We start from the raw sequence: 14,636 nt of genomic DNA, 5'->3' as shown, positions 1-14,636 counted from the left end.
GCTATGAAAGTAAAGCTTCTTCTTTTTCCTCTTTCCTTGGTAATTGCGTTGGCAGTCGGCGTATTCTGGGTGCAGCCGGAAATTTCTTCGGCAATCGCATTGCGCGCGCAGAAAAGTGAGACGATGACACAGCTTGCGCAAATGGATCAAGTGATTGCCAATATCGACACGCTCGATAGGAATCTCGCGAGCATTGATAGCGACCGACAGTTTGTGGAAACGTATTTGCCAAAAATGGGAAGTGACGATGTCATTATTGATGAAGTGAACTTTCTTGCAAGTGAATCCGGTGCGTTGCTTGTTTCGGCGGATTTAAAACCGCTATCGAGCGATTTGGCAAAAGCAGCGGCTCAGCAGGTGCAGATGGAGAATGATCAAGCTGAGGCTGCGGCGAACTCCCCGGGAAGTATTCTGGGATCGGATACGTCATCTCCGGAATTAGTGTTCACAAAATCTTCTCCGGATGCGCGTCTCCGATCGGTGGAAGTCTCCATATTTGCACTTGGGAAGTATGATCAGATCAAAACATTCGTCGATCATCTGTATCACTCCAACCATTTCCAGAATTTTGTTTCTGTGGATATTTCCCAAAAGTCAGAGGATCAATCAGGGAATGAACATGCCAGTGTATCTTCTGACACGTTGAGTGCTGAAATGATTGTTCGGTTTGGTGTACTTCCCGGAACCGTTATCTCTTCCGGAGTTCTTCTCGATATGTTTAAAGCGTCAACGTTCAACTTGGCAGTCGTGCAAGATCTTCGAGAACGAGTATTGAATGAATTGCCAGCCCTTGATGCAGCTCCTTCCGAGCGCGCCAATCCGTTTGTTCGTTAATTGATGGAGGTAGTGAAGCAGTTTGTTTCTATGGATCTTCTTGTTTGTTTCAGTCCATTTGTTTATGGCGGATACTTCATCCCGTTCGAACAATCCGGTCGCCTTGCCGCATGCGGATAGCTCGGGAACGAAGGTTGGCGCCGGCGAGAAGCCTTTTGTATCTCCTGAGATTGTCGCAAAAAAAATAGACAAGAAAATACTGAATTTCATCGCGGAAGATGCGGCGAAGCGGTATCGCATGGCATCATTTGAACAGAAGGATTCGGTGTATCGGGTCGCTATGGAGGATCCGCAAAATCTGGAAGCACTCAATGTGCTCCGGTTTCTTGCTGAGAAAGAAGGCGTTGAGGTTCGAACCTATCAGGTTTCCAAGACGGTGCTGGACGGTATACTCTCTCAGTACTCCGAAACTGAGAAGGCGCTTTCTGAGGCAATAAAATCTCTCAGTGACAACAGCAATGTCCCGGACATCTCCCCTCTCTCAGTAGGGGAGGATCAGGGAACATTTCAGGATGCGCCAATTGCGAAGCTTGTGCAGGTGGTTATAGGTCATGCTATCGATGGACGCGCAAGTGATATCCATATCGAACCAGTCGAGGGAAATTATCGGGTCCGGTTTCGCGTGGACGGTGTTTTGTATGCCTCACTCATTCTGCCGGTTTCGGTTGGAAAGGCAGTGGTGTCTCGTATAAAAATACTTGCCAATCTCAAAATTGACGAGAAGCGGAAACCTCAGGATGGGCGGTTTCGCGTTACGGAGCGAGGGACAACGATAGATCTTCGCGTTTCGACGCTCCCGGTGGTTGAGGGAGAGAAAGTAGTGTTGCGCGTATTGGACAAATCGGCCGGTCTGGCAAGTCTTGAGAAAATGGGGCTCTCCGGGAGAAACTACGAAGTGCTTACCAGGAAAATCATGGAGCCGTATGGGATTATTCTCATGACAGGACCAACCGGGTCTGGAAAGTCGACAACGCTCTATGGATTTCTTAGTATTCTGAATAAAGAAGAGCGAAATATAGTGACGCTCGAAGATCCTGTCGAATATTTTCTTGATGGTATCAATCAGAGTCAGGTGAAACCGGAAATTGGTTATACCTTTGCGAGCGGACTTCGGAGTATCTTGCGTCAGGATCCGAATGTGCTGATGGTGGGGGAGATTCGCGATAATGAGACAGCTGAACTGGCAATTCATGCGGCGTTGACGGGGCACCTTGTGTTCTCGACGCTGCATACCAATGATGCGATCGGTGCGGTGCCGCGCCTCATTGATATGGGCATTGAACCGTTTCTGCTCGCCTCATCGCTTCAGGCGGTGGCAGCACAGCGTCTGGTTCGTCGTATTTGCGAGCACTGTAAAGAACAATTCTCTCCGCCAGACGGAGTGCTCGTGAAGATTCGCGATTTTCTCTCGAATATTTCTCCGGAGGAAGCGGCGAAATATCAGGTGAAGCTCGATGGGAAGCTCCAATTCTTCGCAGGGAAGGGTTGCTCGGAGTGTAATGACTCCGGTTACAAAGGGCGTATCGCATTGCATGAGGTTCTTGAGATGACGGATTCTCTTCGGGAAATCATATCGGAGCGAAAAGGAAGTGAAGTGGAGGTGCAAGAACTCGCTCGGAAGCAGGGCATGACTTCGATGAAGCAAGATGGACTTCTCAAAGCCTTGCGCGGGGACACGACAATCGCCGAGGTGGAGCGTGTCACTGAAGGGGCGGATTTGGTTGATGAGGAGTAGATGTTCTTGAATGAATTTCAATTTTTCGAGAAAGCTTATGGATACAGGCGATATGAAAGGAAAGAAGGTGCTTATTGTGGAGGACGACTTCTTTGTCAGTGATATCTATGAGACAAAGTTCAAACACGAGGGATGTGAGGTGGTGGCAGTAGGCGATGGCGCAAAGGCATTCTCAAAGCTTCAGGAGGGATTCGTTCCGGATGTGATTCTGCTTGACCTTATCATGCCGAATATGGATGGACGTGAGTTTCTTGAAGAAGTAAAAAAACTTCCAAATCTTGCAGCTGTCCCCATACTGGTTCTCTCGAATCTTTCGCAAGAGGAAGACGTGGAAGAGAGTCTTGCTTTGGGTGCGAAAGATTATATTGTGAAGTCTCATCTTACGCCGACAGAAATATTTCATCGTGTGAGAGAGTTTTTGCAGGGAAGTGTTTCGGGAGAATATGAAACTGTGATAAAATAGAAGAGCTTTGGTGAGTGATGAATGGGACTGTGGAAGTAGTTTATAGCAGACTTGTTTGCGATAGTTTCTTTGTGAAATATTATTTCAGTTATGGATCTTCGGTACGAACAGCGAATGAAAAATATTTTGCTTCTCGTGGGACAGGAAGGCGCGTCTGATTTGCACTTGGCGGTGGGGCGATATCCGACGCTTCGCATTGACGGTCGACTGGTCCCGATTTCCAAGGAGGGGATTCTTACTCCGGATGATACGAAGGGGCTTGCGGATGTTATTTTGCGAGAGGCGAATCAAAAGGAGTTGCTCGAGGATGGTCAGACTGACTTTTCTTACAATTTTGACAACAAGGCGCGTTTTCGAACGAATGTCTTTTTTCAGAAAGGATACATTAGCGTCACTATGCGTTTTGTGGGCGAACGTATACGGACCCTTGAGGAATTGAATATGCCGCCCTCCCTTTATGATTTCACCAAGCAGTCGCAGGGGCTGGTATTGGTGGCGGGTCCGGTCGGGCATGGGAAATCCACGACGCTTGCCGCGCTTATTGATTCTATTAATCACAACCAGGACAAGCATATTCTGACGATTGAAGATCCGATTGAGTATGTGTATGTGCAGGATCATTGCATTATCAATCAGCGAGAAGTCGGTGAAGATGCCAAAGATTTCTCAAAGGCGCTTCGAGCGGTATTTCGTGAGGATGCGAACGTGGTTTTGCTTGGAGAGCTTCGTGACTTGGAGACGATGTCGACTGCCATGACAGCAGCGGAAACAGGTCACCTTATCTTTGCGACGCTGCACACCAATGATTCCGCTCAGACGATTGATCGTGTGATCGATGTGTTTCCAGCCTATCAGCAGAATCAGATTCGAGCACAGATGGCGAGCGTGCTTTTGGGGGTGGTGTCGCAGAGGCTTTTGCCGCGGATCGGGGGCGGGCGGATTCCGGCGATTGAAATTATGTTGAAAAACCATGCTGTTGAGAATCTCATTCGTGAGAATAAGAGTTTCCAGATTGATAGCGTTATAGAGACGAGTTTAAAGGATGGTATGATTTCTCTCGATCGATCACTGGCTGATTTGGTGCAGCAAGGGCTGGTAGATGTGGAAGATGCTTTCAGGTATTCGAAGAATCGCGATTATTTCCGCATGTTGGTCGGAGGGAAGTCGGAATAGTAACGGGTAAAATTTTTGAGTAGAACTCCGACCAGCCCTCTTTCTGAGTTTGGGACATAGAAGGAATTTGGAATGTACTTCTCATATTTGTTGGGCGGGTAACCTTTCTTGAAAACGTTGCGTTTATAAGGAAGTCGAATAAAAACTTTTCTATGCGGTATATATTTGCAGCGAAAGATGAGTCCGGCTCGGTCAAAAAAGGAACCGTGGAGGCTCTTAACAAAGACCTTGCGGCGCAGATTTTGCAGCGAAATGGATTGGTTCCGGTTTCGGTTGATCGTGAGAGTGCGGGGTTTTCCGTAGAACGTGAATTCCAGAAAATGCTTGATCGCGTAACTCAGAAAGAGCTTATGGTGTTCTTTCGCCAGTTATCGACACTTATTGAGGCTCGCGTTCCGGTTGTGAGTTCGCTTCAGGCGATTGCCGATCAGTCGGACAACAAGTATCTGCGGCTTATTGTGAAGGAAGTAGCGGATGATCTTGAAGATGGCATGGCGTTTTCAGAGGCGCTTGGGCGTTTTCCGGACACCTTTTCGCCGCTTGTGGTCAATATGGTGCGCTCGGGAGAGCTCTCCGGAAATCTTCAGAAATCGGTGACATTTATTGCGGACAATATCGAGCGGAACTATCTTCTTTCGTCTCGCGTGAAAGGCGCGCTTTTTTATCCGGGATTCGTGGTGGCGGTTGCCGCTATCATTTCGTTTATCGTGGTCTCATTTATATTGCCGAAACTCACGATCATGATTAAGGATCTGGGCGTGCCGATTCCGTGGTATACGAAAGTGGTTATGGGAGTCGGAGACTTTATGAGTTCGTACTGGTGGGCCGTGCTCCTCCTTTTGATCGCCGCTTTTGGTGGGGCGATATTTTATGCGAGGAGCGAGGATGGTCGTCGCGAATGGAATCATCTCCAGCTGAAGATTCCGGTGATTGGGATGCTATTGCGGTATGTCTACATCGCGCGTTTTGCCGATAATTTGAGCGCGCTTCTCTCGAGCGGTATTCCGGTTGTTCGGGCGCTCCATATTGTTTCCGATGTGGTCGGCAACACGGTGTATCAGGCGGTAATATTGCGTGCTGCTGACGAGGTAAAAACCGGGAAGACGATCAGCTCGGTTTTCTCGCGTTCTTCAGACATTCCCCCGATTGTCTCGCGTATGCTGATGATCGGCGAGGAAACAGGGAAGATGAACCATGTGCTTGATAGTACAGCACGCTTCTACAGCCAGGAAGTCGACAATATCACGCGCAACATGACATCGCTTATCGAGCCGATCCTGATCGTTTTCCTTGGTATCGGCGTTGGTATCTTGGTGGTTTCTGTTATAATGCCTATATACAATATTACGGGCTCGATTGCGTAGCTGCAGCAGTGTTGAGGAGTGGTTTTTTGTCCAAGTGTTTGAGGAAAAAAGTAATATAAAAATGATCGTATGAAGAGAGCAAGATCTTATGCGGGTGGGTTTACATTGATAGAACTTCTGATTGTTATTGCGATCATTGGTATTTTGGCATCTATCGTGTTGGTGAGTTTGCAGAGTGCTCGCGAGAAAGCGAAGATGTCTAGATTTAAAGCAGTCGTGCACTCTATGCAGACAAAAGCTCTTGAAGTGTGTGACGGTGAAATTATTGATTTTACAGATGGAACAGGATCTTTTGGCACGATTCCTTCGGATATAAATGCTGGAGGTATTGCTGAAAATACTCCTCAAAATTGCGGCACTGGTTCTGCGAATACGTTTGATGTTTCTATTCCTTCTGCACAACTTTCTGATATCTGTACTGCTGTTATTAGAGAAACGGGAATAATGAGCTTTAAACTTGCTGACGGAGTCACCGATTGCTAGTATTCCAGGGGATGGAAAAGAGAATGGCGTGGTATTGACAAATACAAACAGAAAGGAGGTGAGAAATTATGAAAAAAATAAAAGGTTTTACTCTTATCGAACTCCTGATCGTTATTGCAATTATTGGTATCTTGGCGTCTATCGTGTTGGTGAGCTTGAGCAGCGCGCGTGAGAAGGCAAATGTCGCTGCATTCAAGGCTCAGGTGCATTCTTATCAGGCGGCAGCCATTCTACAGTGTGATGGGGGCACTCTTGTAAACAATACAGCTCCTGTTATGGGGAACTTGATGGCTTCAGCAACAGTGAACTCTCAGAGCTGTACGGCGACTGGTGCAGGAACATTTCAGGTAACCATAGTTCCAACGGCGGCTCCTCTAGTAAGTTGTGCCAGCGCTACAGTGACTCAAGATGGCGTAACTGCTTTTACAGCTCAGTCTGGAAAACAGTGTTAGTTGTCTAGAATATTCGAGATATTTGGATGGACGGGTTTGTGTTTTGAGTTGATGAATCTTTTTCAAAGAGTCCCGCAATGTCGGGACTCTTTGATTTTCATAGCGAGTTTGAATATTTTTGTGTGGGTCTGATGCTGGATGGTATACTGAAAACAATGAGTGGATATCTCTCTTGTAAACAGAAATACTATGCTTGTTTTTCTTGATTTTTTTATTTTCGGGCTACTTATCGGGAGTTTTCTCAATGCGGTTTTGTGGCGCATGAGGGAGGGAATCGGACTGGGCGGGCGCAGCATGTGTCCGCAGTGTCGAGCGAAAATCGCGTGGTATGACAATATTCCGATTTTCTCCTTCCTCTTTCTTCGAGGGAAATGCCGATCGTGTCGCCTGGCAATATCGTGGCGGTATCCGATTGTGGAGTGTGTGACCGGAATTCTCTTCGCACTTCTTGGGATGACGTTCTTTTCGCTGGGCGATATTTCTTCGTGGGTGTTGACAGTGCTTTACCTTGTCTCGGCAAGCATACTTGTTCTCATTTTCCTTTTTGACCTTGATACGATGGAAATTCCGAATATTCTCATCTGGATCGGGGTGGGCTGGTCGCTACCGATGTTGCTTCTTGCAGATGCCATCGGATTCTTTCCTGGCGTGTCGATATGGTCGCTACATCTGTACTCGGGTGTGCTGGCGGGGCTTATTGCTTTTCTGCCGCTTTTTCTCATGGCAGCGCTTTCGGACGAGAAGTGGATGGGGATGGGGGATGGGTTCCTGGCATTCTTCTTGGGACTGGTTATCGGGTGGCCGCATATGATGCTGGCGCTTGTTTTGGCATTTGGCATGGGGGCTGTTGTTGGAATTCTTTTGATTGTTTTCGGAAAGAAGGGAATGAAGAGTCAGGTTCCACTTGGGCCGTTTTTGATTCTTGGCGCGTTGCTCGCCCTTGTCTTGCCAGCATGGTTTCCGGCCGTTTCGAATGCGTTTTTCTGGTATTGGTAGTATCCGGATCGATTCCTTCGTTGAAATGAAGAACTGTGGTATACTAAGCGTACTCTTCAGGATCACGGCTTCACTTTTTTCGAAGTTATATTGATTTTCTCTTTATGCGTGCTGTTCGCGGTTTCTCTTTTGTCGAAGTGATGACAGTGATCGCGCTGATGAGCATCATGATGGCGATTACCTTCGTATCGTTTTCAGGAAAGCGCGATGAGACAGCGCTGAATACGTCTGTGCGCGAGGTGGCTGCGGCGATTCGTGTTGCTCAAAGTAATGCACTTGCAGGGGTGCGAGAAGCCGGAAATGATAATGCGCTTTGCCGGCATGCGGCAGAAGCAACGAGCGCGAGTTCTTATGCGGTTTTGGTTCGACACCTGAAGCCGGGAAACAATCTGAGCAGTGATTGTTCTCTCTATCCCTCCAAGACTACGGAATCTTCTCTCGGAACTTTTTCATTGGCAAATGGAGTGACGTTTGCATCGCCGACATGGCGTGTCGACTTCGGGGTTCCTCATGGAGATGTGCTTGGTAGTACAAATCAGAACGTTGTTCTTCAAAAGAGTGGGAAATATTCTTCCGTGTGCGTGCTTGCTTCGGGGTCTGTGCTCGAGCGACCTGCTTCGACAACCGTACCTTCCTGTCCGTAGGCAGATTTCCGAGAGCTGAATTTTTTTACGGTTTTTCACTCGTTATATCGCAGTATCTCCTATGCTTTTTGAAACACAGTGTATTCGAAGAATTGCAAATAGTTCGCAACAAGGATTCTCCTTTGTGGAAGTTATTATTTCGCTCTTTGTGCTTTCAATCGGGTTCTTGGGAGTGGTCAATCTTTCGACAGCGACTCTTCGAAGCTCTTTTCTTCAGCGCGATGCAACTATTGCCTCGATGTTGGTCCAGGAGGGCATAGAGTTGGTCTATAATGTGCGAGATACGAACCTTGTTCGTGGTGTTGATTCGTTTGATGGTAGTCCGAGTGACGCATATGATGACATCAATCCCGGGTCGTACAAGATCGGCTATTCGAATCCGAATCTTTTCTCAACATGTTCCACTTTTGCGACGTGTCGACTTATGTTCATTGCTTCCGGATCGAACACTCTTTTCGGATATGGGTCCGGAACTCCAACGAAGTTCGCTCGCAAGATTCTTGTGGAAGATACCTCCACCGGTGGAGTGCGGAGTCGAAAGGTGACGAGCGTTGTTGTGTGGAGTGAAATGGAATTTCCTGGTTCAATAGATCCGGATCATTGTAATAAATCAACCCATTGCACTTTTTCTCAAACGGAACTTCAGGAAAATTAACCGAGCAGCGTATGTCTATTTTTTCCAAAAAATCACAAGGTTTCTCACTCCTGGAGGTTCTCCTCTCGGTATTTATCTTTTCCGTTATCATGTTGGGCGTGACGTCTTATTTCGTCAGCATTGTGGCGACGAATCAGAATTCAAAGCGCCTTCAGCAGAATCTCGAAGATATCCGATTTGCCATGAATCGCATTGCAAAAGTTTTGCGAACATCCGTTGTTGTTATCCCGACTTCAATGAGTAACGTGACCACAATACGAGTATTTGATTATTCGCAGTCGAAGTGTCTCCAGTATGCTTTTGAGGGAGATAGTATCAGTGAATATTCCAAAGATTTGCCTGTTGGACAATCCGATGAAAAGTCTTGGTGTGCGTCGGCGACAGGCTTTACACAGAGTGTATTGATGGATGTTGCAAGTGGTGCGAATATGAGTGGGCAATTTGTGGCGGTGCCTTCTGATGATGGTTCCGGAGGGTCGGAATTTGCTGGTCGGGTGACGATGAACGCAAAGGTGACTCGTCAGGGTAACTCCTCAACCGTTCAGACAACAGTGTCTCTCAGAAACTACGAAGAAGTTTACCATCCGTAGAAATCAGGAGCCCGGCTCTTTCAAGACATTGTTGGTGTCCGGCAGCTTGTCGGACATTTCTTGTTTGAGTGTTCTGTCTGCGATATACTTCGATGTATGAATTCCTCGCAGATAAGAGATCGGGTTGAGAAGTTGCGTGCCGAGCTATCTCGGCATCAGCGGCTTTATTATGCGCTCGATGCGCCGGAGATTTCGGATACCGCTTATGACTCATTGATGACGGAGCTGCTCTCGCTGGAGCGGGACTTTCCGGAATTTGACTCACCAATGAGTCCGTCAAAACGTGTCGGCGCAGCTCCACTCGATTCTTTTGAAAAAGTGCGGCATGAGATAGCGCAGCGATCCTTCGATGATGCGTTCGATGCGGATGATATGCGGAAATGGGAGGAACGGAATATGAAAATGTTAGGGAAGTCGACATTGACGCCCGAGCTCATTCAATATGACTGCGAACTCAAGATAGATGGGCTCAAGATAGTGCTCACGTATGAACGAGGGGTGTTGGTTCGCGCCGTGACAAGAGGTGATGGAATGGTTGGCGAAGATGTCACGCAAAACGTCCGGACAATTTCGAGTATCCCACTACAGCTGACTGCTCCGGTTACTGCCATTGTTGCGGGGGAGATTTGGCTCTCCAAGAGGGAGCTTGAGCGTCTCAATACTGAGCGAAAACACAATGGACAGCCGCTTTTTGCAAACACGAGAAATGCTGCTGCCGGATCTCTCCGACAGCTTGATTCAAGAGTGACGGCGGCGAGGAAGCTGAGTTCGTTTCTGTACGATATTGAAAGAATAGAAGGTGGAATATTGGGGGCGGAGAGCGAGGTTTCAGAGATGGATGGCGGAAAGAGTGATTCGGGGATGGGAGCGCTCAAAAAGCAAACGGAAGAATTGAAGCTTTTGAAGCAGTTGGGGTTCAAGGTGAATTCGGAATTTCGGGTATGTGGCAGTCTCGAGGAAGTAGCTGCCTATTATGCGGAATGGAATAAAAAGCGTGCCGAGTTGGATTATGAGATAGATGGTATCGTAGTGAAGATTGAGTCGCTTGCGCTTCAGGATCGGCTCGGGGCGACCGGGAAGGCGCCGCGATGGGGCATTGCCTATAAGTTTCCGGCAGAAGAGGTATCAACGGTGATAGAAAGCATTGCGGTGCAAGTGGGACGGACTGGCGCGCTTACGCCGGTTGCCCATTTGTGTCCGGTGCGCGTCGCCGGTTCGATGGTTTCTCGGGCGACGCTTCACAATGAAGATGAAGTTCGCCGTTTGGATATCCGAATTGGCGATACGGTTATTATTCGCAAGGCGGGCGATGTAATCCCGGAGATTGTTCGCGTGCTTGAGAACTTTCGCACCGGGGAGGAGAAGATATTTCATATGCCGAAGGTTTGTCCGGCATGTGGCTCTCCGGTTGCGCGCGAGGCGTTGGGTCGGGTAGATAAGGGTCTGTCCGAGGTGCAAAGCGCTGCTTATTATTGTTCCAGTCCGAACTGTTCGGCTACGGAGAAAGAAAAAATTGTTCATGCGGTTGGTCGGAAGGGTTTTGATATTTCCGGATTTGGCGAGAAAGTGGCGGAGCAACTCTTTGAAGAAGGTCTGGTAGCCAATATCTCGGACATATTCGAACTCAAAGAGGGGGATCTCGAACCGCTATCGCGTTTCGCGGAAAAATCGGCGGGGAATCTGGTTACCGCTATACGGGAGAGTCGATCAATTGCATTTCCGAAGTTCTTGTTCGCGCTCGGCATTCGACATGTCGGCGAGGAAACAGCCTATTTGATCGCCACAACTATTCAGAACGGAGCATTGGGAGGAAAGACTGAAAAGTTAGGCGTTGGGAACGGGCGTGATGATATGAAGAATCTTACGGATATCATTCGGATTTTTCCGAAGATTTCAGCGGGAGAATGGACGCATATCAAGGGGATCGGAGAAAAGGCGGGTGAAAGCCTGTCAGCGTGGTTTACGAATCCGAAGAATATCGATTGCCTTTTGAGAATGAAGCAGTTTGGCGTAGAAGTGGTTCTTGAAGAGAATATTGCTTCTCCCGAGTCGGCAGTCATCGGGAAGACATTCGTCTTAACTGGCGAACTTGCTCGCTTTACACGGGATGAAGCGAAGGATATGATACGGAAGAGCGGTGGGAATATCTCATCTTCCGTGAGCAAAAAGACAGACTTTGTGGTCTCCGGTTCTGATCCGGGCTCAAAACTGGAGAAAGCCCGCGTTCTCGGCATTCGCATTCTCAATGAAGAAGAGTTTGCGGAGTTAGTGAAATAGCTATATTTCTATGCTTTCGATCGAAGAGGTAAAACATATTGCTCAACTGGCGCGCATTGGGCTTGAAGAAGAGGAGATTGAGAAATTTCGCACGGATCTTTCGGCTGTTTTGGATTCGTTTCGAGAATTGGAGCAGGCGGATGTTGAGGGAGTTCCTGCATTTGACGGTGTGCCAGGCGTAGCAAATGCTCTTCGTGAGGATGTGTCGAAATTTTCTAATACTGATGATCAATTGAGAATTCTTTCTTCGTTTCCTCGAAAAGATGGACGGAGTCTCACGGTAAAGTCGGTGTTTTGATGGTACTTTCTTTTATGGGTACGTTTTTATGTTACAAAAAGAACAGCGTCAAAATGTCAGTGAAGTAGTGTTGAGTGGCATTGAAAGCGGACAAGAAGGGGAATTACGATCCGAATGGGGGCGCTACCGTCTTCTTGTGTGGCTCCCTATAGTTTTTTCTGCTTCTCTTTTTGATTTTTCGGACTCCTTTATTCAAACAATAAAATCTTTTGCTTTTTTGCTGTATCTTTTTTTCTCAACGTCTCTTTTGACCCTTTCTTTTACTCGAGCTTTCAAGGAGAGTACAGCGGTTATCTTAAGGCGCTTCGGACTTTCATTTCTTGTTGGGCTGATAGTAATGACACCTTTATTTTTATTATGATTCGTACGCTTCACAAAGAACTTCTTCATCAAGAAACGACCGCGGTGCGGCTTGCCGAGGGGTATTTTGATGCGATTGAGAAACGGGATAGCGAAATTGGCGCGTATCTGACGCTCATGAAAGAATCGGCGCTTCGAGAAGCGCATGAAGTGGATGAGCGGATTCGACAGGGAGAAGAAACGGATCTCTTAGCGGGGATCCCCTGTGCGCTCAAGGACAATATGTGCATGAAAGGTGTTCGTACGACGGCTGCTTCGAAGATTCTCGACAACTATATCGCGCCATATGATGCGACGGTGGTGAAAGAATTGCGTGGCGCCGGAGCGATCATTCTCGGAAAAACGAACATGGACGAGTTCGCCATGGGGTCGTCTACCGAGTCGAGCGCATATCAGAAGACGAAGAATCCACGGGATACGAGTCGTGTGCCCGGCGGATCATCTGGCGGATCCGCGGCGGCAGTTGCGGGCAATATGGCTGTGTTTGCACTCGGGTCTGATACGGGTGGATCTATCCGTCAGCCAGCGTCATTGTGCGGTGTGGTGGGACTGAAGCCGACCTATGGGCGGGTTTCTCGGCACGGGCTTATCGCTATGGCATCGAGTCTTGATCAGATTGGACCGCTGACGCAGACCGTCGAAGATGCGGCGATCGTGCTCTCGCGTATCGCCGGGGAGGACGCTCTAGATGCGACAAGCGCTGAGAGCGGGGGGAAATTCTACGAGCATTTTCTCTCAGGCGATATTACCGGGAAGCGTATCGGTATTCCGAAGGAGTATTTTTCCAACGCGCTTGATGTATCGGTTCGCGCTGTCGCTGAGCGGGCGATTGAACGGTTCCGAAGCCTTGGAGCGGATATCGTGCCGATATCGCTTCCGTCGAGTCATCTGGCGCTGCCGACCTACTACATCATCATGCCGGCCGAGGTGAGTTCCAACCTGGCGCGGCTTGACGGTATACGCTATGGGCTTTCAATCGATAACGAAGAAATATCCATTCTGGACAAGTCCGGATTGTTTGAAACCTATCTTGATACGCGCCAGTATGGATTCGGAACGGAAGTGAAGCGTCGTATTATGCTTGGCACCTATGCGCTTTCGGCGGGGTACTACGACGCGTATTATTCGAAAGCGCAGAAGGTGAGGACGCTCCTGCGGCGCGAATTTGAACAAGCGTTCTTAAATGTTGATTTTATCTTTTCGCCGACAGCGCCGGAGCCGGCATTTCCGTTTGACTCGAAAGCGAATGACCCGCTTTCAATGTATCTCTCGGATATTTATACGGTGACAGCGAACTTGACGGGTGTGCCAGCTATTTCCTTTCCTATCGGTTTTCTGGAAGAGGGCGGTCGGAAACTTCCGCTTGGCGGTCAACTTATGGGAAAGTGGTTTGATGAAGAGGGAATGCTCAACGCCGCACATGCCTTTGAGCAAAGTTTTCAGTAAGTTGTTGTAGCGCTTATGGATGTGTCCGGGGATATTGTATCGATAGCGCAGAGTGTGTTCGAGGCAGTTATGGCCTCGACGACACTCTCCTTTCTGGTAGGATTTCTGGGACTTTATTGCCTCGTTTTGTTTGCGGATATTATCTTGCTCTTCTCGCTTCGGTCAGTCGGCGGCGATCTCAAGAAGGGATTCTTCGGAACCAAAGAGCGACCGCTGGTGTCGGCTGGCCGGCTTTTGAAGGAGTGGAAGGAAATCGAATCGCGTCTCTCATCCGGGAATCCCTCCGCATATAAAGTGGCGGTATTTGAGGCGGATGCTTTTGTGGATAAGGTGCTTGCTGAAATGGGATATTCAGGAAGTGATGCCGGTGAGCGTTTCGCATCAATTGATCCTGGGCACTTTTCGGGGATTGGCGGGCTTCTTGAGGCTCATGAGATTCGGAATCGTATTGTGCACGATCGTGCTTTCTCTCTCGATCAAAGCGAGGCTCGTCGAGTTCTTGCGCTCTATAGAAATCTTCTCGAGGAGGCGGAGATATTTTCGTAGAGTGTTCAGTTTGTTGGTTATCTCTTCTGCCATTCCGACCGGATTCTTCAGCTGGCGGAGAAGGTGCGGAGCGGGAGGTTTCTCGGCGGGGTTTTGTTGGTATCCGGAATGAGAGCGAGGCATGGGAATACAGCGCGTTCTCTATCAAACGAAACGCTCCGGGTCTCTCTGACCGGGCGTTTGACAGAAAGGGGATTTTCGAGTACTCTGGAAGCGTACGAAGAGCCCACAGGAGTCCGGAAGGGCTCTTTAAAAAACCCAAAAATGAGGGGATTTTTGAGGGCATGAGCTTTTTGTGTTTTTCTGTAAAGAGTCTCTCT

At 48.3% G+C, this 14,636-nt stretch carries 15 protein-coding genes and 1 pseudogene; all 16 read left to right on the top strand.

All coding sequences use genetic code 11. The annotated features are described in order from the left end of the window. The first annotated feature begins 3 nt into the window (after window positions 1-3). The 16 genes and pseudogenes from IPK84_01205 to IPK84_01130 all read left to right on the top strand — a co-directional run bounded on the left by IPK84_01205 (window position 4) and on the right by IPK84_01130 (window position 14,316). Entirely contained in the window at window positions 4-834 is an 831-nt protein-coding gene (locus IPK84_01205) for a hypothetical protein (GenBank protein QQS15969.1), read from the top strand. A gap of 64 nt (window positions 835-898) precedes the next feature. After that, window positions 899-2,569, top strand: a complete 1,671-nt coding sequence (locus tag IPK84_01200; protein QQS15968.1) for a type II/IV secretion system protein — start codon at window positions 899-901, stop codon at window positions 2,567-2,569. Window positions 2,570-2,606: 37 nt separating this feature from the next. Continuing rightward, on the top strand, window positions 2,607-3,032 hold the full coding sequence (locus IPK84_01195; GenBank protein ID QQS15967.1) for a response regulator: 426 nt from the start codon (window positions 2,607-2,609) through the stop codon (window positions 3,030-3,032). A gap of 90 nt (window positions 3,033-3,122) precedes the next feature. After that, window positions 3,123-4,205, top strand: a complete 1,083-nt coding sequence (locus tag IPK84_01190) for a PilT/PilU family type 4a pilus ATPase (GenBank protein QQS15966.1) — start codon at window positions 3,123-3,125, stop codon at window positions 4,203-4,205. A gap of 152 nt (window positions 4,206-4,357) precedes the next feature. Continuing rightward, window positions 4,358-5,569 carry a type II secretion system F family protein gene (locus tag IPK84_01185; GenBank protein QQS15965.1) on the top strand — a complete coding sequence of 404 codons (1,212 nt, stop codon included), beginning with the start codon at window positions 4,358-4,360 and terminating at the stop codon, window positions 5,567-5,569. Window positions 5,570-5,638: 69 nt separating this feature from the next. Continuing rightward, the gene (locus tag IPK84_01180; protein QQS15964.1) at window positions 5,639-6,052 is read left to right on the top strand and encodes a type II secretion system protein; all 414 of its coding nucleotides are present in this window, start codon (window positions 5,639-5,641) and stop codon (window positions 6,050-6,052) included. 68 nt (window positions 6,053-6,120) lie between these two features. After that, window positions 6,121-6,201, top strand: a pseudogene (locus tag IPK84_01175) (prepilin-type N-terminal cleavage/methylation domain-containing protein). Window positions 6,202-6,693: 492 nt separating this feature from the next. Then, window positions 6,694-7,500: a prepilin peptidase gene (locus tag IPK84_01170; protein ID QQS15963.1), complete on the top strand. Its 807-nt coding sequence runs from the start codon at window positions 6,694-6,696 to the stop codon at window positions 7,498-7,500. Between the two features lie 104 nt (window positions 7,501-7,604). Further along, window positions 7,605-8,144 carry a type II secretion system protein gene (locus IPK84_01165; protein ID QQS15962.1) on the top strand — a complete coding sequence of 180 codons (540 nt, stop codon included), beginning with the start codon at window positions 7,605-7,607 and terminating at the stop codon, window positions 8,142-8,144. 61 nt (window positions 8,145-8,205) lie between these two features. Then, the gene (locus tag IPK84_01160) at window positions 8,206-8,799 is read left to right on the top strand and encodes a prepilin-type N-terminal cleavage/methylation domain-containing protein (GenBank protein ID QQS15961.1); all 594 of its coding nucleotides are present in this window, start codon (window positions 8,206-8,208) and stop codon (window positions 8,797-8,799) included. An 11-nt stretch (window positions 8,800-8,810) separates the two neighbouring features. Then, window positions 8,811-9,389 (top strand): prepilin-type N-terminal cleavage/methylation domain-containing protein, encoded by a 579-nt coding sequence (locus IPK84_01155; GenBank protein QQS15960.1) that lies wholly within the window; start codon window positions 8,811-8,813, stop codon window positions 9,387-9,389. Between the two features lie 96 nt (window positions 9,390-9,485). Next, window positions 9,486-11,666 carry an NAD-dependent DNA ligase LigA gene (gene ligA, locus IPK84_01150; GenBank protein ID QQS15959.1) on the top strand — a complete coding sequence of 727 codons (2,181 nt, stop codon included), beginning with the start codon at window positions 9,486-9,488 and terminating at the stop codon, window positions 11,664-11,666. 10 nt (window positions 11,667-11,676) lie between these two features. Further along, on the top strand, window positions 11,677-11,964 hold the full coding sequence (gene gatC / locus IPK84_01145; protein QQS15958.1) for an Asp-tRNA(Asn)/Glu-tRNA(Gln) amidotransferase subunit GatC: 288 nt from the start codon (window positions 11,677-11,679) through the stop codon (window positions 11,962-11,964). 28 nt (window positions 11,965-11,992) lie between these two features. Further along, on the top strand, window positions 11,993-12,325 hold the full coding sequence (locus tag IPK84_01140) for a hypothetical protein (GenBank protein QQS15957.1): 333 nt from the start codon (window positions 11,993-11,995) through the stop codon (window positions 12,323-12,325). Next, complete coding sequence (gene gatA / locus IPK84_01135; GenBank protein ID QQS15956.1) at window positions 12,322-13,770, top strand: Asp-tRNA(Asn)/Glu-tRNA(Gln) amidotransferase subunit GatA; 1,449 nt, start codon at window positions 12,322-12,324, stop codon at window positions 13,768-13,770. Before IPK84_01140 ends, gatA begins: the two co-directional genes overlap by 4 nt. Window positions 13,771-13,785: 15 nt before the next feature. Next, a complete protein-coding gene (locus IPK84_01130) occupies window positions 13,786-14,316 on the top strand; it encodes a hypothetical protein (protein ID QQS15955.1) in 531 nt (176 codons plus the stop codon). Window positions 14,317-14,636: the final 320 nt, after the last annotated feature.

The organism is Candidatus Moraniibacteriota bacterium (assembly GCA_016699875.1).
Classification (GTDB): Bacteria; Patescibacteriota; Minisyncoccia; order Moranbacterales; family UBA1568.
This window is presented reverse-complemented; position numbering and strand designations above follow the sequence as displayed.

What these genes read in the sequence shown, in the direction of transcription:
- IPK84_01205 (QQS15969.1), top strand. Translation starts at nt 4, where the DNA reads ATGAAAGTAAAGCTTCTTCTTTTTCCTCTTTCCTTGGTAATTGCGTTG.
- IPK84_01200 (QQS15968.1), top strand. Translation starts at nt 899, where the DNA reads ATGGCGGATACTTCATCCCGTTCGAACAATCCGGTCGCCTTGCCGCAT.
- IPK84_01195 (QQS15967.1), top strand. Translation starts at nt 2,607, where the DNA reads ATGGATACAGGCGATATGAAAGGAAAGAAGGTGCTTATTGTGGAGGAC.
- IPK84_01190 (QQS15966.1), top strand. Translation starts at nt 3,123, where the DNA reads ATGGATCTTCGGTACGAACAGCGAATGAAAAATATTTTGCTTCTCGTG.
- IPK84_01185 (QQS15965.1), top strand. Translation starts at nt 4,358, where the DNA reads ATGCGGTATATATTTGCAGCGAAAGATGAGTCCGGCTCGGTCAAAAAA.
- IPK84_01180 (QQS15964.1), top strand. Translation starts at nt 5,639, where the DNA reads ATGAAGAGAGCAAGATCTTATGCGGGTGGGTTTACATTGATAGAACTT.
- IPK84_01170 (QQS15963.1), top strand. Translation starts at nt 6,694, where the DNA reads ATGCTTGTTTTTCTTGATTTTTTTATTTTCGGGCTACTTATCGGGAGT.
- IPK84_01165 (QQS15962.1), top strand. Translation starts at nt 7,605, where the DNA reads ATGCGTGCTGTTCGCGGTTTCTCTTTTGTCGAAGTGATGACAGTGATC.
- IPK84_01160 (QQS15961.1), top strand. Translation starts at nt 8,206, where the DNA reads ATGCTTTTTGAAACACAGTGTATTCGAAGAATTGCAAATAGTTCGCAA.
- IPK84_01155 (QQS15960.1), top strand. Translation starts at nt 8,811, where the DNA reads ATGTCTATTTTTTCCAAAAAATCACAAGGTTTCTCACTCCTGGAGGTT.
- ligA (QQS15959.1), top strand. Translation starts at nt 9,486, where the DNA reads ATGAATTCCTCGCAGATAAGAGATCGGGTTGAGAAGTTGCGTGCCGAG.
- gatC (QQS15958.1), top strand. Translation starts at nt 11,677, where the DNA reads ATGCTTTCGATCGAAGAGGTAAAACATATTGCTCAACTGGCGCGCATT.
- IPK84_01140 (QQS15957.1), top strand. Translation starts at nt 11,993, where the DNA reads ATGTTACAAAAAGAACAGCGTCAAAATGTCAGTGAAGTAGTGTTGAGT.
- gatA (QQS15956.1), top strand. Translation starts at nt 12,322, where the DNA reads ATGATTCGTACGCTTCACAAAGAACTTCTTCATCAAGAAACGACCGCG.
- IPK84_01130 (QQS15955.1), top strand. Translation starts at nt 13,786, where the DNA reads ATGGATGTGTCCGGGGATATTGTATCGATAGCGCAGAGTGTGTTCGAG.